Source organism: Nocardioides aquiterrae (genome assembly GCF_039526625.1).
Taxonomy (GTDB): Bacteria; Actinomycetota; Actinomycetes; order Propionibacteriales; family Nocardioidaceae; genus Nocardioides; species Nocardioides aquiterrae.
On record NZ_BAAAJE010000018.1, the window covers coordinates 71276 to 90141 of the forward strand.

At 72.3% G+C, this 18866-nt stretch carries 24 protein-coding genes; 10 read left to right on the forward strand and 14 right to left on the reverse strand.

The genetic code is table 11. The annotated features are described in order from the left end of the window. Positions 1-2: 2 nt before the first annotated feature. On the reverse strand, positions 3-605 hold the full coding sequence (gene folE, locus ABD086_RS17150; protein ID WP_343908819.1) for a GTP cyclohydrolase I FolE: 603 nt from the start codon (positions 603-605) through the stop codon (positions 3-5). A gap of 95 nt (positions 606-700) precedes the next feature. Here folE and ABD086_RS17155 point away from each other — a divergent pair, with 95 nt between their 5' ends. Continuing rightward, positions 701-1357, forward strand: coding sequence for a helix-turn-helix transcriptional regulator (locus ABD086_RS17155; RefSeq protein ID WP_343908820.1), 657 nt, complete (start codon positions 701-703; stop codon positions 1355-1357). Here ABD086_RS17155 and ABD086_RS17160 read toward each other — a convergent pair whose 3' ends face one another. Further along, positions 1358-2341 (reverse strand): carbohydrate kinase family protein, encoded by a 984-nt coding sequence (locus ABD086_RS17160; protein WP_343908821.1) that lies wholly within the window; start codon positions 2339-2341, stop codon positions 1358-1360. A 64-nt stretch (positions 2342-2405) separates the two neighbouring features. Between ABD086_RS17160 and ABD086_RS17165 the strand changes: the two genes are divergently transcribed. From ABD086_RS17165 to ABD086_RS17175, 3 genes are all read left to right on the forward strand, one after another. Next, on the forward strand, positions 2406-2603 hold the full coding sequence (locus ABD086_RS17165) for a hypothetical protein (protein ID WP_343908822.1): 198 nt from the start codon (positions 2406-2408) through the stop codon (positions 2601-2603). Between the two features lie 652 nt (positions 2604-3255). Further along, positions 3256-4605 carry an HNH endonuclease signature motif containing protein gene (locus ABD086_RS17170; protein WP_343908823.1) on the forward strand — a complete coding sequence of 450 codons (1350 nt, stop codon included), beginning with the start codon at positions 3256-3258 and terminating at the stop codon, positions 4603-4605. Between the two features lie 72 nt (positions 4606-4677). Then, positions 4678-4860: a hypothetical protein gene (locus tag ABD086_RS17175; RefSeq protein ID WP_343908824.1), complete on the forward strand. Its 183-nt coding sequence runs from the start codon at positions 4678-4680 to the stop codon at positions 4858-4860. Positions 4861-4956: 96 nt separating this feature from the next. Here the strand turns inward: ABD086_RS17175 and erpA are convergent, their stop codons facing one another. After that, the gene (gene erpA, locus ABD086_RS17180; RefSeq protein ID WP_343908825.1) at positions 4957-5316 is read right to left on the reverse strand and encodes an iron-sulfur cluster insertion protein ErpA; all 360 of its coding nucleotides are present in this window, start codon (positions 5314-5316) and stop codon (positions 4957-4959) included. Positions 5317-5374: 58 nt separating this feature from the next. Next, positions 5375-6448: a glycerate kinase family protein gene (locus ABD086_RS17185; RefSeq protein ID WP_343908826.1), complete on the reverse strand. Its 1074-nt coding sequence runs from the start codon at positions 6446-6448 to the stop codon at positions 5375-5377. Positions 6449-6466: 18 nt separating this feature from the next. Here ABD086_RS17185 and ABD086_RS17190 point away from each other — a divergent pair, with 18 nt between their 5' ends. Together ABD086_RS17190 and nadA are read left to right on the forward strand one after the other, a co-directional pair. Beyond that, positions 6467-7339 carry a GNAT family N-acetyltransferase gene (locus ABD086_RS17190; protein WP_343908827.1) on the forward strand — a complete coding sequence of 291 codons (873 nt, stop codon included), beginning with the start codon at positions 6467-6469 and terminating at the stop codon, positions 7337-7339. A gap of 38 nt (positions 7340-7377) precedes the next feature. Beyond that, entirely contained in the window at positions 7378-8550 is a 1173-nt protein-coding gene (gene nadA, locus ABD086_RS17195; RefSeq protein WP_343908828.1) for a quinolinate synthase NadA, read from the forward strand. On the opposite strand, the gene ABD086_RS17200 is transcribed toward nadA, so the two are convergent. From ABD086_RS17200 to ABD086_RS17215, 4 genes are all read right to left on the reverse strand, one after another. Continuing rightward, complete coding sequence (locus ABD086_RS17200) at positions 8547-9701, reverse strand: sensor histidine kinase (protein ID WP_343908829.1); 1155 nt, start codon at positions 9699-9701, stop codon at positions 8547-8549. The two genes, nadA and ABD086_RS17200, sit on opposite strands and share 4 nt — an antisense overlap. Before the next feature lie 93 nt (positions 9702-9794). Further along, positions 9795-10373 (reverse strand): PspA-associated protein PspAB, encoded by a 579-nt coding sequence (pspAB, locus tag ABD086_RS17205; RefSeq protein WP_343908830.1) that lies wholly within the window; start codon positions 10371-10373, stop codon positions 9795-9797. A gap of 4 nt (positions 10374-10377) precedes the next feature. Further along, on the reverse strand, positions 10378-11289 hold the full coding sequence (htpX, locus tag ABD086_RS17210; RefSeq protein ID WP_343908831.1) for a zinc metalloprotease HtpX: 912 nt from the start codon (positions 11287-11289) through the stop codon (positions 10378-10380). A gap of 43 nt (positions 11290-11332) precedes the next feature. Beyond that, on the reverse strand, positions 11333-12118 hold the full coding sequence (locus tag ABD086_RS17215) for a PspA/IM30 family protein (protein WP_343908832.1): 786 nt from the start codon (positions 12116-12118) through the stop codon (positions 11333-11335). A gap of 72 nt (positions 12119-12190) precedes the next feature. Between ABD086_RS17215 and ABD086_RS17220 the strand changes: the two genes are divergently transcribed. Next, positions 12191-12775, forward strand: coding sequence for a DUF3043 domain-containing protein (locus ABD086_RS17220; protein WP_343908833.1), 585 nt, complete (start codon positions 12191-12193; stop codon positions 12773-12775). Between the two features lie 18 nt (positions 12776-12793). Here the strand turns inward: ABD086_RS17220 and ABD086_RS17225 are convergent, their stop codons facing one another. The 6 genes from ABD086_RS17225 to paaA are packed head-to-tail and all read right to left on the reverse strand — an operon-like array spanning position 12794 to position 17279. After that, positions 12794-13807 carry an aldo/keto reductase family protein gene (locus ABD086_RS17225; RefSeq protein ID WP_343908834.1) on the reverse strand — a complete coding sequence of 338 codons (1014 nt, stop codon included), beginning with the start codon at positions 13805-13807 and terminating at the stop codon, positions 12794-12796. A gap of 23 nt (positions 13808-13830) precedes the next feature. Continuing rightward, positions 13831-14889, reverse strand: coding sequence for a 1,2-phenylacetyl-CoA epoxidase subunit PaaE (gene paaE / locus ABD086_RS17230; protein ID WP_343908835.1), 1059 nt, complete (start codon positions 14887-14889; stop codon positions 13831-13833). Further along, positions 14889-15362, reverse strand: a complete 474-nt coding sequence (gene paaD, locus ABD086_RS17235; protein WP_343908836.1) for a 1,2-phenylacetyl-CoA epoxidase subunit PaaD — start codon at positions 15360-15362, stop codon at positions 14889-14891. The genes paaE and paaD overlap by 1 nt, the downstream gene beginning before the upstream one ends. After that, on the reverse strand, positions 15359-16081 hold the full coding sequence (gene paaC / locus ABD086_RS17240; RefSeq protein WP_343908837.1) for a 1,2-phenylacetyl-CoA epoxidase subunit PaaC: 723 nt from the start codon (positions 16079-16081) through the stop codon (positions 15359-15361). The genes paaD and paaC overlap by 4 nt, the downstream gene beginning before the upstream one ends. After that, entirely contained in the window at positions 16078-16359 is a 282-nt protein-coding gene (paaB, locus tag ABD086_RS17245; protein ID WP_343908838.1) for a 1,2-phenylacetyl-CoA epoxidase subunit PaaB, read from the reverse strand. Before paaB ends, paaC begins: the two co-directional genes overlap by 4 nt. Continuing rightward, positions 16356-17279 carry a 1,2-phenylacetyl-CoA epoxidase subunit PaaA gene (paaA, locus tag ABD086_RS17250; protein WP_343908839.1) on the reverse strand — a complete coding sequence of 308 codons (924 nt, stop codon included), beginning with the start codon at positions 17277-17279 and terminating at the stop codon, positions 16356-16358. The genes paaB and paaA overlap by 4 nt, the downstream gene beginning before the upstream one ends. Positions 17280-17364: 85 nt before the next feature. On the opposite strand from paaA, the gene ABD086_RS17255 reads away from it, so the two are divergent. The 3 genes from ABD086_RS17255 to ABD086_RS17265 are packed head-to-tail and all read left to right on the forward strand — an operon-like array spanning position 17365 to position 18861. Then, entirely contained in the window at positions 17365-17898 is a 534-nt protein-coding gene (locus tag ABD086_RS17255) for a GNAT family N-acetyltransferase (RefSeq protein WP_343908840.1), read from the forward strand. A 44-nt stretch (positions 17899-17942) separates the two neighbouring features. After that, positions 17943-18161: a hypothetical protein gene (locus tag ABD086_RS17260; protein ID WP_343908841.1), complete on the forward strand. Its 219-nt coding sequence runs from the start codon at positions 17943-17945 to the stop codon at positions 18159-18161. Between the two features lie 10 nt (positions 18162-18171). Then, the gene (locus ABD086_RS17265; RefSeq protein WP_343908842.1) at positions 18172-18861 is read left to right on the forward strand and encodes an AzlC family ABC transporter permease; all 690 of its coding nucleotides are present in this window, start codon (positions 18172-18174) and stop codon (positions 18859-18861) included. The last annotated feature ends 5 nt before the right edge of the window (positions 18862-18866 follow it).

Here is an 18866-nt window from a genome sequence, read left to right on the forward strand (position 1 = left end):
GGTCACCTCCCGGACCGGGTCAGGGCGAGGAACTCCGCGCGCGAGGCGGCGTCGTCGCGGAGCCGGCCGAACAGCGCCGATGTCACCGTACGACTTCCCGGGACCCGCGCGCCGCGCAGCGACATGCAGGTGTGCTCGGCCTCGATCACCACGCCGACGCCGTGGGCGCCGAGCGCCGTGCGCAGGTGCTCGGCGATCCGCTGGGTGAGCCGCTCCTGGGTCTGCGCGCCGCGCGCGTGGTACTCGACGGTGCGCGCCAGCTTCGACAGCCCGAGGATCCGCTCCCCCGGCAGGTAGCCGACGTGCGCGACGCCGACGAACGGCAGCACGTGGTGCTCGCACAGCGACTGCACCGGGATGTCCTGGACGAGCACGAGCTCGTCGTACTGCTCGGCGTTGGGGAACGTCGTCATCTCGAAGGCGGTCGGGCTGAGCATCTCCGCGAGCGCGCGGGCCATGCGGCGGGGCGTCTCCGCCGTCGACTCGTCGGCGAGGTCGATGCCGAGCGCCGTCAGCAGGTCGGTCGCGGCGGACTCGGCCGCCCGGAGGTCGACGCGGGAGTGGTGCTCGACGCGCCAGCGGTCCAGGTGGTGCAGGGTGGTCATGGCTCCTCCACACGTCTAAAAAGCAATTGTTTTGACGTTAGAAGCCGTGGCACCATTGCGTCAAGACTTTTCTGTTTTAGAAAGTGGGTCGTCCCGTGGACCTCGCCTCCCAGGCCGCCAGCGTCGGCGCCCTCGCGGACCCCACCCGGCTCGCCCTCTACGAGTACGTCGTCGCGCGCCCCGACCCGGTCGGGCGGGAGGAGGCGGCGTCCGGGGTGGGCGTGCCGCTGCACACCGCGAAGTTCCACCTCGACCGCCTGGTCGAGGCCGGGCTGCTCACCACCGAGTACCGCCGCCTCGGCGGCCGGTCCGGTCCGGGCGCCGGCCGGCCGAGCAAGCTCTACCGGCGCGCGGAGGTCCAGGTCGCGGTGTCCCTGCCGGACCGCAGGTACGACCTGGTCGGGCACATCCTGGCCAGCGGTGTCGAGCGGGCCGCGTCCGGCGGCGACCTGTCCGCGGCCCTCGAGGACGCCGCCGCCCAGGCCGGTCGCGAGGCGGCCGCCCCGGGCGACCTGGCGACGTTCACCGAGGCCCTCGCGGGGCTCGGCTTCGAGCCGCGCCTCGAGGACGACACCGTGCTGCTCGCGAACTGCCCGTTCGACACGCTGGCGAAGACGCACACCGCGCTGGTCTGCGGACTCAACAGGGCGTTCGTGCAGGGCCTCGCCGACGGCGTCGGCTGCGGCGTCACCGCCTGCCTGGAGCCCGAGCCGGACCAGTGCTGCGTGAAGGGCCGGGTCGGCTCCGGGTGATCAGCCCAGGCGCTTGAGGTGCGGCGCGACGTCCTCGGCCGCATCGGGCCCGTAGGACTCCTCGATCCGGGCCAGGAACTCGGCCGGCGTGAAGGAGTACTCCTGGGTGCCGACCGTCTCGACGACGTACGCCGCCAGCACGCAGCCGACCTGCGCGGCCCGCTCGAGGCCGACGTGCCAGGCCATCGCCGCCAGGAAGCCGGCGCGGAAGGCGTCGCCCACCCCGGTCGGCTCGACGGCGGTGACGTTCTTCGCGGCGTGCAGCTCGATCGGCTCCTCGCCGGCGCGCAGGATCCGCGCGCCGTCCTTGCCGAGCGTGGTGACCTGGATGCCGACCCGCTCGAGGATCTCCTCGGGCGACCAGCCGGTCTTCTGCTCGATCATCGCCGACTCGTACTCGTTCGAGAACAGGATCGCCGCGCCGTCGATGAGCTTGCGGATCAGCTCGCCGCCGCTGAACGCGAGTTGCTGGCTCGGGTCGGCGATGAACGGGTAGCCACGCTGCCGGCACTCGTCGGTGTGCCGGAGCATGCCGTCGGGGTCGTCGGCCCCGATCAGGACGTACTCCGGCTCCCCCACCCGGGCCGCGATCGGCCCCAGCTCGATCAGCCGGGCCTCGCTCATCGCGCCGGGGTAGAACGACGCGATCTGGGCCCCGGTCGGGTCGGTGGTGCACACGAAGCGCGCGGTGTGCTGGCTGTCGGAGATCCGCACGTGGCCGCAGTCCACGCCGTGCCGCTCGAGCCACGACCGGTAGTCGGCGAAGTCCTCACCGGCCGCACCGACGAGCACCGGCCGCAGGCCGAGCTGGCCCATGCCGAAGCACATGTTCGCGGCCACACCGCCCCGGCGGATCTCGAGGTCGTCCACCAGGAACGACACCGAGAGCTTGTCGAGCTGTTCGACGACGAGGGAGTCGGCGAACTTGCCACCGAAGGTCATCAGGTGGTCCGTGGCGATGGAGCCCGCGATCAGCAGAGACACGTGACGGAACACTACCGATCGGTACCGCTCGGAGTACCAATCGGTAGCCCTTAGCGTCGGTGACATGACCGCCCAGCGACTCGCGTACGACGACGCCTCGTCCCCCGCCGAGATGACCGCCGACTGCCTCGCGGCCCAGGCCGTCCTCGCCCGCCCGGTCCGCGCCGCGGCCGCCCAGCTGGCGCAGGAGCAGGGCAAGCACGACATCGCGATCCCCGAGGCCGCCGCCCGGCTGGCCCGGGCGATCTACGGCGAGGCCTGAGCGCTCCGGCAGCTTCCGGTACGACGGACGCAGCGCCGGCTGACAGCACCTCGCGGCCCGCTTCTGGTTGCGACCGACAGGCAGCGACGGGGTACGGCGGGCGGGTGGTCGCGGTCCGCTCCGGCTCGCGGTCTGCGTCGCCGGTGGTCGAGCCTGTCGAGTCCCCCGAGGGGTGTCCGTGGCCTGCGCCGCCGGTGGTCGAGCTTGTCGAGACCCCCGCCTCATGCCCGCGGCCTGAGGGCGGGTGGGTGGTGGCGACCGACAGGGCAGCGACGGGGACGGCGGGCGCCGGGCGCCGCCGGTGGTCGAGCTTGTCGAGCCCCCGCCCCATGCCCGCGGCCTGAGGGCGGGTGGGTGGTGGCGACCGACATGGCAGCGACGGGGACGGCGGGCGCCGGGCGCCGCCGGTGGTCGAGCTTGTCGAGCCCCCCGCCTCATGCCCGCGGCCTGCGGGTCAGCAGGTGGTTGCGAACGACATGGCAACGACGGGAACGGCGGGCGGGTGGTCGCGGCCGTCTCCCGGCGCACCGGCGGCGGGTGGCCGCACACCGAAAGTAAAGACTCGAAGAAAGTTTCGGAAAGTATCTCACATGATGGGATCTCGAGCCTGATTCGGGGCCTGAATGTCGGTGGCCGGTGCTGGACTGTTCCCATGACCGAAGCGCTGCAGGCGATGACCGAGGAGCAGATCCTCGACGCCGCCGGCCGCTGCGCGGACACCATCCGCGATGCGGAGACCGACCTGCTCCGGTTGGCCTATCAGTGGGCGGTCGTGCACTCACCCGACCGGCTGGACCCTGCGACGCAGGCGTTGCCGGGGCGGGAGCAGGTTCGCCGGTATGGCGGTGCCGGGACCCCGGAGGTCACCGAGTTCGCCGCCGCCACGTTCGGGGCCCGGATCGGCCGGTCCACCTTCGCGGGCCGGCAGCTGATCGCCGACGCCCTCGACCTGCACCACCGCCACCCCCAGCTGTGGCAGCGCGTGCTGGCCGGCGAAGTGCGCGCCTCCTACGCCCGGCACGTCACCAAGGCCACCCGCGACCTGACGCCCGAGCAGGCGGCCTACGTGGACGCCGGTGTCGCGGAGTCCGCGGACGGGCGGATCACCTGGACCCGGTTCGAGGCCCTGGTCGAGGCCAAGGTCGCCCAGGCCGCCGCCGAGGCGGCGAGGGAGAAGGAAGAACGGCGCGCGAAAACGGCGTTCGCGAAGAAGACGGCCAACGAGGGCCACGGGATGGCCTCGTTCCTGATCCGCGCCGACCTAGCCACGATCAACGCCATCGACGCCGCCGTCACCGCGTTCGCCCGGCACCTCACCACCGCGTTCCCCGACGCCACCGACGACGAGCGCCGCGTCCTCGCGGTGCTGTTCTTGATGACCGGCAGCCAGCTCCCCAAGACCACGGCGTCGGAGGTTCCCAACCTGCCCGATGTCGCGGACCTGCTCCCCACGGTGGTGCTGTTCGTGCACATGTACGCCGGCCCCGACCGCGAACCCATCGCCCGGGTCGAGGGCCACGGCCCCGTGACCGAGGACTGGGTCCGCGAGGTACTCGGCCCCAAGGCGAAGTTCACCATCCAGCCGGTGCTCGACATCGAAGGCCGGGCACCGGTCGACGCCTACGAGATCCCGGACCGACATCGCCAGGCCGTGCGTCTGATGACGCCGGCCGACGTGTTCCCGTACGCCTCCTGCACCGATTCCTCGATGCAGGTGGACCACACCATCCCCCACGACCACGGCGGCGTGTCCGGGATCGGGAACTACGGGCCCATGACCACCACCCACCACCGGATCAAGACCCACGGCCACTTCGAGTGCCGACAACCTTTCCCCGGCATCTACCTCTGGCGCGACCCCTACGGCGCGATCTACCTCGTCGACCACACCGGCACCCGCCGGCTCCCGAGCACGCCCACCGACACCGAACAGCCGACCCGCCGGCCGTTCCTGGAGATGTGGCAGACACCCTTCGAGCTCCGCTGGGAACCCGCCGCCTGACACGGTGGTTCTCGCGACTCCGAGGGATGCTGGCCTACGCCCACCCGCTGACCTCTGGGAGACACTGGCAGCGTGCGGCTGCATCATCGCTGGGACGACGAGGACCGTCCCGAACCCCACCTGACGGACCCGGCCACGGCCGCGGCGTTCAGCAGAGCCGCTCGCGACGTACGCATCGTCAAGGTGATCCACCTGGGACTGCTCGCCCTCGGCATCGGCCTGCTCGCGTTCGCGCTGCTCATCCGGGCACGCTGACCCCCGGGGCGCAGCAATGGCCGTCCTCCGGAGACACGTCAGCCCCGGACCTCCACGAGGTCCGGGGCTGATCAGTGAGTCAGGCTGCCGCCCGGCTCAGTGGAACGAGTCGCCGCAGGCGCAGGAGCCGGTGGCGTTCGGGTTGTCGATCGTGAAGCCCTGCTTCTCGATCGAGTCCACGAAGTCGATCATCGCGCCGTTGAGGTAGGGGACGCTCATCCGGTCGACGACGACGGACACGCCGTCGAAGTCGGTGACGACGTCGCCGTCCAGGCTGCGCTCGTCGAAGAAGAGCTGGTAGCGGAGGCCCGAGCAGCCGCCCGGCTGCACGGAGATGCGCAGCGAGAGATCGTCACGGCCCTCCTGCTCGAGGAGGCTCTTCACCTTGGCTGCGGCGACCGGGCTCAGGTTGATGGAGTCGGTACGGCGCTCGGTGGTCTCGACCTGCTCGGTCATGTGCGGTACTCCCAAGGTCGGTACGGGTGTTACTCGGTCAATGGTCGCACACGAGGGGTTATTCCCGGGACCAGGTGCGCGCCACGCGCTCCGCCAGGTCGCTGAGCGCGCCGGCGGGGTCCGCGAACGCGCGGTCCTCCCCCACCACGTCCACCAGCGAGTACGCCGACTCGACGCCCAGCGCCCGCATCTCCCGCGAGCCCACGTGCACCTGCCCGGCCAGCACCACGCACGGCCGGAGCGCGGCGCCGGCGATCTCCGCGACGCCGTACGGGACCTTGCCGCCACGGCTGGAGTAGTCGAACGCGCCCTCGCCGGTGACCACCAGGTCGGCCGCCCGGGCCCGCTCGGGGAGCCGGAGCGCGTGCGCGACCAGCTCGATGCCGGGCTCGCGGGTGGCGCCGAGCAGCAGCAGCGCGAAGCCCAGCCCGCCCGCGGCGCCCGCGCCCTTCTCGAGCGCGACGCGGCGGTCGGTGGCCGCCGCGAGCTCCTCCAGCCAGCCGTCGAGCACCGGGAGCCGGTCCTCGGCGATCCCCTTCTGCGGCCCGAACACCTTGGTCGCACCGAACAGCCCGGTGAGCGGGTTGTCGACGTCGGTCGCGGCGACCAGGTCGAGGTCGAACGCCGGCAGCTCGACGTGCCGGATGCCGGAGAGCCCCGTCGCGCCCGCGTCGAGCGGGCGGTCGGCGGTCGCCCCGACGGCCGCGAGCAGCCCGGCGCCCCCGTCGTTGGTCCCGCTGCCGCCGAGCCCGACCACGATCCGGGTCGCCCCGGCGTCGATCGCGGCGAGGAGCAGCTCGCCGACGCCGTACGTCGACGCGGACTCGGCGCCCTCGCCGCCGGTGAGGTGCAGGCCGCACGCCTGCGCGGCCTCGACGTACGCCGTGTGGTGATGCAGCAGCAGCGTCGCCGGCGTCGGCTCTCCGTGGGGTCCGCGCACCGTCACCGCGAGCAGCTCGCCGCCGAGCGCGGCGTGCAGCACGTCGACGAACCCGGGGCCGCCGTCGGCCATCGGCGCCAGGTCGATCTCGTCGTCCGGGGCCCGGCGGCGCCAGCCGGCGGCGATCGCGTCGGCGGCCTCGACGGCGGTCAGCGTTCCCGCGAACTTGTCCGGGGCGATGAGGATGCGCACCCCCTTAGTCTGTCGGACGTGCAGATCCGACCGATGACTCTGGAGGACGTGCCCGAGGCCGAGCGGATCAGCGACGAGGGCTTCTTCGAGCTCGACACCCGGATGCGGCGCCTCGGCGGCCCCGAGCCGGCCCGCCGGACCGACGCCCACCGCTCGTCGTGGATCCGGCGGACCTGCCACATCGTGCGCACGGACCCCGGCGGCTGCTGGGTGGCCGAGGACGAGACGGGGATCGTCGGCATCGCGACGTCGTACCGCCGCGAGGTGCTGTGGTGCCTGGCGACGTACGCCGTCCTGCCCCACCGGCAGGGCCAGGGCATCGGCAAGCCCCTGCTGGCCGCCGCGATGAACCACGGCCGGGCCTGCACCCGGCGGATGCTGTCGGCGTCCTCGGACCCGAAGGCCGCGCGGGTCTACCACCAGGCGGGGTTCGAGCTGCACCCGCAGATGTACTTCACCGGCACCGTCGACCGGTCGCCGATCCCCGTGGTGGAGAAGGTGCGCGAGGGCACCGCGGCGGACGTCGAGCTGATGGACTCCCTCGACCGCGCGGCGCGCGGCGCCGGCCACGGGCCCGACCACGAGCTGATGCTGTCGATGTGGCGGCTGCTGGTGTCCGACACCACCACCGGCTCCGGCTACGCCTACCTCGACGAGCGCGGCCGGGTCGCGCTGCTCGCGGCCTCGAACCGGCGTACGGCGACCCGGCTGTTGTGGGCCGCGCTCGCCGAGGGCCCGGAGGTCGCGACCATCGGTCACGTGACCGCGGCGAACCCGTGGGTGCTCGACGTGGGCTTCGCGGCCCGGCTCGAGCTGCACACCGAGGGATATCTCGGGCTGCACGGGATGAAGCCGCCCGCGCCGTACGTTCACAACGGTGCACTGCTGTGAATGCGGTGACCGATGTGTCGCGAGAATAGGATTCCGCCATGACGACCGTGGACCTCCCGCTGCTGCCCCTGGGCCGTGGCGTCGACCTCAACAGCGAGCGGGGCGTGGAGTGCCCGGGCGACCTGCCCGCGGCGTCCGACCCCGACCTGGTGGCGCGGGCGCTCGCCGCGAAGCAGGCGCTCGGCGACAAGGTGTTCGTGCTCGGGCACCACTACCAGCGCGACGAGGTCATCGCGTTCGCGGACGTCACCGGCGACTCGTTCAAGCTCGCCCGAGACGCGGCGGCCCGCCCGGAGGCGGAGTACATCGTCTTCTGCGGCGTGCACTTCATGGCCGAGTCGGCCGACATCCTGACCGGGCCGGACCAGCAGGTGATCCTCCCCGACCTCGCGGCCGGCTGCTCGATGGCCGACATGGCGCGGCTGACCCAGGTCGAGATGGCCTGGCAGGCGATGGCCGACGCCGGCATCGCGGACAGCGTCGTCCCCGTCACCTACATGAACTCCTCCGCCGACATCAAGGCGTTCTGCGGCCGCAACGGCGGCGTGGTCTGCACCTCCAGCAACGCCGAGGTCGCGCTCGAGTGGGCCTTCCAGCAGAAGCCGGACGCCAAGGTGCTCTTCCTCCCCGACCAGCACCTCGGCCGCAACACCGCGGTGCTCGAGATGGGCCTCTCGCTCGACGACTGCGTGGTCTGGGACCCGCACCGCCCGAACGGCGGGCTCACCGCCGACCAGCTGCGCGACGCGAAGATGATCCTCTGGAAGGGCCACTGCTCCGTGCACGGCCGCTTCTCCCCCGACGTCGTCGACTCGCTGCGCGCCGAGATCCCGGGCATCAACATCCTGGTGCACCCCGAGTGCCGCCACGAGGTCGTGCTCAAGGCCGACCTGGTGGGCTCCACCGAGTTCATCATCAAGACCATCGAGGCCGCGCCCGCCGGCTCGGCCTGGGCGATCGGCACCGAGCTCAACCTCGTCAAGCGGCTCGCGAACGCCCACCCGGACAAGCGGATCGTCTTCCTCGACAAGACCGTCTGCTACTGCTCGACGATGAACCGCATCGACCTCCCCCACTTCGTCTGGGCGATGGAGGCCCTGGTCGACGGCACGGTCGTCAACCGGATCGAGGTCGACCCCGAGACCGAGAAGTGGGCGCTGGTGGCCCTCGAGCGGATGCTGGCCCTGCCCGGCAAGACCGCCCGGGACTAGTCCGGCACCTCGAACCAGGCGCAGGTCCCGCCGTACGGCGCGTCGGCCAGTCCGATGCGGCCACCGTGGGCCTCGATGATCCGGCGGCAGGTGGACAGGCCGATGCCGGAGCCCTCGACCTCCTCGTCGATGCGCGCCAGCGGCTCGAAGACCCGGTCCCGCTGGTCCTCGGGGATGCCCGGGCCACGGTCGCAGACCTCGATCCGCCAGCCGTCGTCGATCCGCGTGCCGTCGATCTCGACGTACGGCGGCTCGCCCGGCCGGGTGAACTTCGCGGCGTTGGCGACCAGGTTCTGCACGACCGCGCGCAGCTGCACGGGGTCGCCGGTGACCGTCGGCAGCTCCCCCGCGACCACTGTGGCGTCGGCCAGCGGCGCGGCGAGGTCGTCGCGCACGTCGCTCAGCACGGCGGCCAGGTCCACCGGGACCCGCTGCAGCTCGGCGCCCACCCGCGCGTAGGCGAGCAGGTCGTCGATGAGCGACTGCATCCGCTCGGTCCCGCTCAGCGCGCGCTGCACGAGGGGCGACCTGGCGTCGTGCGGGCCCAGCCCGTCCCCGATCAGGTCGAGCGACATGGTGACCGCGGTGAGCGGGTTGCGGAGGTCGTGGCTGACCTGGCCCGCGAACGCCGCGAGCTGCTCGTTCGAGCGCTTCAGCTCCCGGGTGCGCAGCTCCAGCTCGAGCAGGTCGACGACCCGGTCCGCGAGACCCACCAGCGCGTGCGCCTGCTCGTCGGTGAGCTCGCGGGGCACGGTGTCGAACACGCAGAGGGTGCCGATCACCACGCCCTCGGGCGTCCGCAGCTGGTGGGTCGCGTAGAACCGCACGTCGCCGAGCACGCCGGTCACGAACGGGTTGTCACGGAACCGCTCGTCCACGCTCGCGTCCGGTACGACGACCGGCGCGCCGTCGTGCAGCACGACGTTGCACATCGAGTCCTCCCGCAGGCACACCGACGCGTCGAACCCGTGGGTGGCCACCTGGACCTGCTCGGTGTCGGTGATCAGGTTGATGGTGGCCATCGGCACCTGGGCGACCTGCGCGGCCACCTCCACGAGCGCGAGGAGATCGGGACGCGGCGGCTCCGTCAGAACCCGGTACTTCCCGATCTCGGCGACGCGTGTCGCGTCGCGGGCATCCGTGTCAATCATCGCGGCGAGCCTCCCCATAGGCTGGTCGATGTCGCGCCGCAGGCTAGGGCACCGGGCGTGGGGTCGCCAACCACCCCGCGGGGCGAGGGGCCGTCAGAGACCCGGCGCGCCCCACACCGCGAGCCACCGGCTCAGGTCCTCCTCGAGCGGCAGCTCGCCGGCGAGCGCGTCCCGCACCTGGATCTCCAGCAGGTTGTCGCGCTGCCGGCCGGCGCCGGGCTTCGGCGCGAACGGGTAGAACGTGCCCTGCTTGTAGAGGTACACGAGCCCGACGGTCCGGCCGCCGGCGTCGGCGAACGGCACCAGGGAGCACAGCAGCCCGGGCCCGAAGCCCTGCGCCTCCAGCGAGGTGTTCACCGCGTGCAGGTCGGTGACCAGGCCGGAGATGTCGGCGGGGTCGTGCCGGTTGAGCAGCCACGTGTAGCCGTACTCGTCGCGGGTCACCTCCACCGGCGGCGCCTCCGGGTCCGCGTCGAGGAGCGCGACCACGTCGTCCTGGGTCTGGCGGAACGCCGGCCCCTCCGCCGCGCGGTAGCAGACCGCGCCGTTCCCGGTCGGCTCCAGCCCGAGCGATGCCTGCAGGGTGATCGCCGCGCTCGGTATGCCGAACAGCGCGTCCAGGTTGGCCTGCTTGGGCCGGGTCCGGCCCGTGATGACGTCCCAGAAGCCCATGTCGTCAGGCCGGCCGGTTCAGCTCGGCCTGGATCCGCGCGAGCTGCTCCAACCGCTGCTCGAGCGAGGGGTGCGTCGAGGTGAGCGTGCGCAGCGAGACGCCGCGGACCGCCGGCGCGATGAAGAACGCGTTCATCGCCTGGCTCGCGCGCAGGTCGCGGTCGGGGATCCGGTTGATCTCGCCGGTGATCTTCTGCAGCGCGGACGCCAGCGCGTGCGGCTTCATGGTGAGGTAGGCGGCGGCCCGGTCGGCGGACAGCTCGCGGTAGCGCGAGAGGAGGCGCAGCAGCAGGAAGCTGATCGCGTAGGTCACCAGGCTGATGACGAGCACGATCAGCCACACCGGCGCCCCGTTGTTGTTGTCCCGGCGGCCGCCGCCGAAGATCGCGCCGTACTGGGCGCCGCGGGTGAGCATCGCGGCGATGATGCCCGCGGACGAGGCCACCGTCATCACCAGCACGTCGCGGTGCGCGACGTGGGACAGCTCGTGCGCGAGGACGGCCTCGAGCTCCTCGGCGTCGAGGCGGCGCAGGATGCCGGTGGTCACGACCACGACGGACCGCTTCGGGGACCGGCCGGTGGCGAACGCGTTCGGCAGGTCCGTGTCGGCGATGCCCACCCGCGGCTTCGGCATGTCCGCGAGCGCGCACAGGCGGCCGATCATCTCGTGCAGCTCGGGCGCCTCCTGGGGCGACACCTCACGGGCCCGCATCGCCTTCATGGCGACGGTGTCGGAGTTGTACCACTGGAACCAGACCAGGCCGAGGCCGATGACCGCGATGAACGGCGCCCACTGCAGCGGCAGGACGGCGATCAGGATCGCGATCAGCCCCACGAACAGGCCGCCGAGCAGGAACAGCACCGCCGTCATCCGGGCGGTGAGCCCCGTGTCGCCGACGAAACGCGTACGTGCCATGACCCGATTCTCCCGGGTGGCACCAAGCCGGATCCGGTCCGGGTCAGGCCTGGTTGCCCTCAGTCTTCTGCTGCTCGGTGGCGATGATGTCGCCTCCGTCCTCGGCCGGCTCGATGGCCTGCGGGGGCGGCGGGGCGGAGCCGGCCTTCAGCGCCGCGAGCTCCGCCTCGACGTCGGCCTGCGAGCTCATCGCCTCGAGCTCGCGGGCGATGTCGTCGCCACCGCCGCCGGTGACGTCCTCCAGCGCACCGGACGCGATCAGCTCGTCGATGGCGCCGGCGCGGGCCTGCATCTGCGCGGTCTTGTCCTCGGCACGCTGTATCGCCTGCCCGACGTCGCCGAGCTCGTCGCCGAGGCCGGAGAACGCCTCGTTGATGCGCGTCTGCGCCTCGGCGGCGGTGTACGTCGCCTTGATCGTCTCCTTGCGGGTGCGGAACGACTCGACCTTCGCCTGCAGCCGCTGCTGGGCGAGCGTGAGCTTCTCCTCCTCGGCCTGCAGCTGGGCGTGCTGGGCCTTGAGGTCGTTGATCTGGGTGGTGAGGCCGGACTTGCGGGTCAGCGCCTCCCGGGCGAGGTCCTCGCGCTCCATCGAGATGGCCTTCTGCGCCTGGTCCTGCAGCTTGGCGGACTGCTGGTCGAGCTGGTTGATCTGCAGCTCGACCCGCTTGCGGCTGGTGGCGACGTCCGCCACGCCCCGGCGTACCTTCGAGAGCAGGTCCAGCTGCCGCTGGTAGCTGTAGTCGAGGGTCTCGCGCGGGTCCTCGGCGCGGTCGAGCGCCTTGTTCGCCTTCGAGCGGAAGATCAGGGTGAAGCGCTGCCAGAGTCCCATGGCACCAGCCTAGACGAGGTTCCACGCCGGTAGGCTGGGCGCGATCCTCCCCGACTCCTGTAAGGCCCCGCGTTGTTCCGTCGCAGCAAGACCGAGACCCCCTCCGCCGAGACCGCTCCCGAGAAGGTGGGCGGCAAGGGCCGGCCGACCCCGACCCGCAAGGAGGCGGAGGCCGCCGCCAAGGCGCGGGCGAAGACGCCGCGGACCCGCAAGGAGCTCGCGGCCGCCCAGCGCAGCACCCGGGCGGAGTCCAGCCAGCGGGTCCGGCAGGCGATGAAGAGCGGGGACGAGCGCTACTACCCGGCCCGCGACCGCGGTCCGGTGCGCCGGTTCGTCCGCGACTTCGTCGACGTCCGCTTCTCGCTGATCGAGCTGGTGATCCCGCTGCTGCTGGTCACGCTGGTGCTCGGCTACTCCGGCAACCCCACCCTCGCCCGCTGGGGCAACACGCTGCTGATGATCATGGTGCTGTTCGTGCTGTTCGACATGGTCACGCTGCGGTTCCGGCTGCGTCGCGAGCTGGCCCGCCGGTTCCCCGACGAGTCCTACCGCGGCCTGACCTTCTACGCGATCTCGCGCGCGCTGCAGATGAAGTTCATGCGGCTGCCCAAGGCGCAGGTGAAGGTCGGACAGAAGCTGCCCGACACCTACCGCTGAGCCGCTCAGCCCCAGAGATCAGCGCCGCATCAGGTCCGCGCGGCGTACCTGCTGGGTGCGCTCCGGGTCGCGGACCACGACCGGGTCGAGCACCTCGTCGATCGCCTTCATCGTGTCGGCGTCGAGCCGGATGCCGGCGGCGCGGGCGTTGTCGCTGACCTGGTCCGGCCGGCTCGCGCCGACGATGGCGGTCGAGACGTTGTCGTTCTGGAGCACCCAGGCGACGGCGAGCTGCGCCATGGTCAGCCCGGCCTGGTCGGCGATCGGCCGGAGCTGCTGGACCCGCTCGAGCACGTCGTCCTGCATCCAGCGGCTGATCATGTCGGCGCCGCCCTTGTCGTCGGTCGCGCGCGACCCCTCCGGGTGCGGCTGGCCCGGGACGTACTTGCCGGTGAGGACGCCCTGCGCGATCGGCGAGAACACGACCTGCCCGATGCCCAGCTCGCGGCAGGTCGGCTCGATCTCGGTCTCGATGACCCGCCAGATCATGTTGTACTGCGGCTGGTTGGAGACCAGCGAGATGCGCAGCTCGCGGGCGAGCTCGTGCGCGGCGCGGATCTGCTCCGCCCGCCACTCCGAGACGCCGATGTAGAGCGCCTTGCCCTGGCGCACCACGTCGGCGAACGCCTCCATGGTCTCCTCGAGCGGCGTCTCGTCGTCGTACCGGTGCGCCTGGTACACGTCGACGTAGTCGGTGCCCAGGCGCCGCAGCGAGCCGTGGATCGACTCCATGATGTGCTTGCGCGACAGCCCGTGGTCGTTGTGCTTGCCCGGGCCGGTCGGCCAGTAGACCTTGGTGAGGATCTCGAGGCCCTCGCGACGCTCGCCCTGCAGCGCCCGACCGAGCACGGACTCCGCGCGGGTGTTGGCGTAGACGTCCGCGGTGTCGAACGTCGTGATGCCCTCGTCCAGCGCGCGGCGCACGCACGCCAGCGCGGCCTCCTCCTCGACCTGCGACCCGTGCGTCAGCCAGTTGCCGTACGCGATCGCCGAGACCTTGAGCCCGCTCGCGCCGAGGTTGCGAATCTCCATGTCCTCGACCCTAGTCGCGGCCCTCAACCGTCGAAGTCGAGGACCACCTTCGCCGACGTGGGGTGCGCCTGGCAGGTGAGCACGTAGCCGCGCTCGATCTCCTCGGGCTCCAGCGCGTAGTTGGCGTCCATCGCGACGGTCCCGTCGACCAGCCGCGCGCGGCAGGTGCCGCAGACGCCGCCCTTGCAGGCGAACGGCAGGTCGGAGCGGACCGCCATCGCGGCGTCCAGCACCGGGTCGGCGTCGGGGCGCAGGTCGAGCTCCGACGACCGGCCGTCCAGGCGGATCGTCACGTGCGCCGCGCCGTCCGGCACGTCGAGCGCCTCGACCGGCGCGCGCGGCACCGGGTCGGCGTGGAAGAGCTCCGTGTGCACGTGCGCCGACGGGACGCCGAGGGCGGCCAGGGTCGCGCGCAGGTCGACGACCATCTGCTGGGGCCCGCACAGGAAGAACTGGTCGACCTCGTCGGCCGGCATCAGCGCGGCGAGGATCCGCGACAGCCGGTCGCCGTCCAGCCGCCCGGACAGCAGCTCGACCTCCTGGGTCTCCCGCGAGAGCACGTGCACCACCTGGAACCGGGCCGGGTAGCGGTCCTTGAGGTCGTGCACCTCGTCGAGGAACATCACCGACCGGTGGGTGCGGTTCGCGTAGACCAGCAGCACCTGCGACCCGGGCTCGCCCTCGAGGATCGCGGCGAGGATCGACAGCACCGGCGTGATGCCGGAGCCGGCCGCGACCGCGACGTACGTACGGCGGGCGGTCGGGTCGATCGCGGAGGTGAACCGCCCGGCGGGCGTCATCACCTCGAGCGTGTCGCCGACCACCAGGCGGGACACCACGCCCTCGCTGAACGCGCCGCCGGGCAGCCGCTTCACGCCGATGCGCAGCACGCCGGACGACGGCGGCGAGCAGATCGAGTAGGACCGGCGCACGTCGTCGCCGCCCCGGATCGACAGGTGCTGCCCGTGCTCGAAGCGGAACTCGTCCGCGAGCGCCGGCGGCACCTCGAAGGTCAGCGCCACCGCGTCGTCGGTCAGCTCGTCGATCGCCGCGACCCGCAGCGAGTGGAAGGCCGCCGACATCACAGGGCCTTGAAGTGGTCGAACGGCTCGTGGCAGCTGCGGCACACCCACAGCGACTTGCAGGCCGTCGACCCGAACCGGCTCGACTCGCGGGTCTCCGGCGACCCGCACCGGGGGCACCGCACGGCCAGGGAGAGGGAGACCGGCCCGCCCCGGACCGGCCCGGGCGGGGCGATGCCGTAGGCCCGCAGCTTCTCCTTCGCCTCGTCGGTCATCCAGTCCGTCGTCCAGGCCGGCGACAGCACGAACTCGACGTCGACGCGCTGGTAGCCGGCCTGGGTCAGCGCCGCCACGAGGTCCTCGCTGATGGTCTCCATCGCCGGGCAGCCGGAGTACGTCGGCGTGATCTGCACGTGCACGCGGCCCTGGTCGTCCTCGGTGACGTCGCGCAGGATGCCGAGGTCGGCGATCGTCACGACCGGCAGCTCGGGATCGGGCAGGTCGGCGGCGATCCGCCACGCCGCGGTCGTCACCACGTCGCCCCCGGGTGCGAGCGGTGCAGGTGCTGCATCTCCGCGAGCAGGTAGCCCATCTCCTCGGTGTGCAGGCCCGCGCGGCCGCCGCCGCGCGCCGGCGCCACGTCGGGTACGGCGAGCGTCGCCTCGGCCACGACCGGCTCGATCCGAGCCAGCACAGGCGCGCGCAGCGCGGCCGGGTCGACGACCGCGCCCTCGACGGGGCGGAACAGCTCGTCGACGTAGGGCCACTCCGCGTCGAGCGCCGCCTGCATCCGCGCGTGCGACTCGTCGGTGCCGTCGCCGAGCCGGACCACCCAGCGCGAGGCGTGGTCGAGGTGGTAGGCGACCTCCTTGACCGCCTTGCCGGCCACACCGGACAGCGTCGCGTCGTCGCACCCGGCCAGCGCGCCGTACAGCTCGGACTGCCAGGCGGCGAACAGCAGCAGCCGCGCCATCGCCACGCCGAAGTCGGTCTGCGCGCGCTCGACCAGCCAGACGTTGCGGAACTCGCGCTCGTCGCGCAGGTACGCGAGGTCGTCCTCGGTGCGCCCCTGGCCCTCGAGCTGCCCGGCGTACGACAGCAGGGTGCGCGCCTGGCCGAGCTGGTCGAGGCCGATGTTCGCGAGCGCGACGTCCTCCTCGAGCTGCGGCGCGCGGCTGATCCACCAGCCCATCCGCTGAGCTGCGATCAGGGCATCATCGGCCAGGCCCAGGACATAATCGACCGACGTCACAGGTGCTCGACCCCCTCCGGCACGTCGTAGAAGGTCGGGTGCCGGTAGACCTTGTCGCCGGCGGGCTCGAAGAACGCGTCCCGCTCGCCCGGGTCCGAGGCGACGATCTCCGCGGACGGCACGACCCACAGCGAGACGCCCTCCTGGCGCCGGGTGTAGAGGTCGCGCGCGTTGCGCAGCGCCATCTCCGCGTCCGGCGCGTGCAGCGAGCCGACGTGCACGTGCGAGAGCCCCCGGCGGGACCGCACGAACACCTCCCAGAGCGGCCAGTCCCTCACGCCGCACCCTCCGACCGCGCGGCCTGCTTGGCGGCGTAGGCCGAGGCGGCCTCGCGCACCCAGGCGCCGTCCTCGTGCGCCTGCACCTTGTGCGCCATCCGCTCCCGGTTGCAGGGGCCGTTGCCCCTGATCACCTCGAACAGCTCGGTGAAGTCGATCGGGCCGAAGTCGTAGTGGCCGCGCTCCTCGTTCCAGGCGATCGCCGGGTCCGGCAGCGTGAGCCCGAGCGCCTCGGCCTGCGGCACGGTCATGTCGACGAACCGCTGCCGCAGCTCGTCGTTCGAGAATCGCTTGATCCCCCACGCCATCGACTGCTCGGAGTTCGGCGAGTCGTCGTCCGGCGGGCCGAACATCATCAGCGCCGGCCACCAGTACCGGTCGACGGCGTCCTGCGCCATCGCCTGCTGCGCGGGGGTGCCGTGCGAGAGCGTGTGCAGGATCTCGAAACCCTGCCGCTGGTGGAAGGACTCCTCCTTGCAGATCCGCACCATCGCCCGGGCGTAGGGGCCGTAGGAGCAGCGGCACAGCGGCACCTGGTTGACGATCGCGGCGCCGTCGACCAGCCAGCCGATCGCACCGACGTCGGCCCAGGTGAGGGTCGGGTAGTTGAAGATCGAGGAGTACTTCTGCCGGCCGGTGTGCAGTTGGTCGAGCAGGTCCGCGCGGTCCACGCCGAGGGTCTCGGCGGCGGCGTAGAGGTAGAGCCCGTGGCCGGCCTCGTCCTGCACCTTGGCCATCAGGATCGCCTTGCGGCGCAGGCTCGGCGCCCGGCTGATCCAGTTGCCCTCGGGCTGCATGCCGATGATCTCAGAGTGCGCGTGCTGGGCGATCTGGCGGACGAGCGTGCGCCGGTAGGCGTCGGGCATCTCGTCCCGGGGCTCGACCCGACCGTCGTCGGCGAGGAGGTCGTCGAAGGACACGGCCCGACGGTACCGGAGGGTGTTACAGATGTCTGCATCCCGCGCGTGGATTTGTAACATCATTCACGGCTGACAGGATGGCGCCATGAGTGACGTGTCGGTCCGCGTCGCGTGGGCCGACGACGCCCCCGCGATCGCCGAGCTCCAGCTGCGCACCTGGCGCTCGACGTACGCCGGGCTGGTGCCGGCCGAGGCGCTCCCCGACGACGTCGATGCGGCGACCGCCGCCTGGCACGCCTCGCTGTCGAAGCCGCGCGACGCGCGCAACCGGGTGCTGGTCGCGCTCGAGCGCAACCGGGCGGTCGGCTTCGCGATCACCACGCCGGCGTCGGACCCCGACTGCGACCCCGTGTCCGACGCGGAGATCGCCGAGCTGACCGTCGACCCCGAGGAGCGCGGCAAGGGGCACGGCTCGCGGCTGCTGCAGGCGGCCGTCGACACCCTGGTGGCCGACCGGTTCCGCCGCGCGGTGCTCTGGGCGGTCGCCTCGGACGACGCGCTGCGGACCTTCCTGACCGAGGCCGGATGGGCGCCGGACCAGGCGCACCGCGAGCTCGACCTGGACGGCACCGGCGCCACCCTGGTCAAGCAGGTCCGGCTGCACACGGCACTCGCCTAGCAGGTTCCTCTTGATTTCCGGGGCCGGTGGGTGATGCTGGTTCTGTGTTCGGTCCACTGCCCCGCCTCCACCGCATCCTCGTGGTGGTCACCGCGCTGATCGTGGGCATGCTCGCCGGCATCTGGCTGGTCCACGAGACCGCCGTCCCCGCCCTCGCCGCCGCCGGCGTCGGCTGGGGCCTGCTCGCCGGGCTCCTGCTCACCTACGTGCTGCTGCACGACTTCCACCACCGGCCCGACCCGGTGCGGGTACGCCGCCGCTAACCTCTCCCGCGTGACCGACACGCCGCTGCCCGCACCGCAGCGGCGCGCGATCATCCGCGACAGCCTCGGCGTGGGCGTCGCGACCGGTGCGTACGGCGTCTCGTTCGGCGCCGTCTCCGTCGCGGCCGGCCTGACCGTCGCGCAGACCTGCGCGCTCTCGCTGCTGGTGTTCACCGGCGCCAGCCAGTTCGCGCTGGTCGGCGTCGTGGCCGCCGGCGGCGCCCCGATCTCCGGCGCGCTCACCGCCCTGCTGCTCGGCACCCGGAACACGCTCTACGGGCTGCGCCTGGCGCCGCTGCTCGCCTGGCGCGGCGTCAGGCGAGCGCTGGCCGCCCACGTCCTGATCGACGAGTCGACGGCGATGTCGGTGACCCGCGAGACCCGGGACGCGGCCCGCCTGGGCTTCCTGGTCACCGGCGTGTCGATCTTCGTGCTGTGGAACGTCGCCACGCTCGCCGGCGCGGTCGCGGGCAACGCCCTCGGCGACCCGCGGAAGTACGGCCTCGACGCCGCGGTCGGCGCCGCGTTCCTCGCGCTGCTGTGGCCGCGGCTGCACCGCCGCCGCAACCAGCTGGTCGCGGTGGCCGCCGCCGCGGTCGCGCTGGGCATCGTGCCGCTCGCGCCGGCCGGCGTACCGGTGCTGGCCGCGGCGGGCGTCGCGCTGGTCGCCGGCGTCCTGACCAAGGAGCAGGTCCGGTGAGGTCC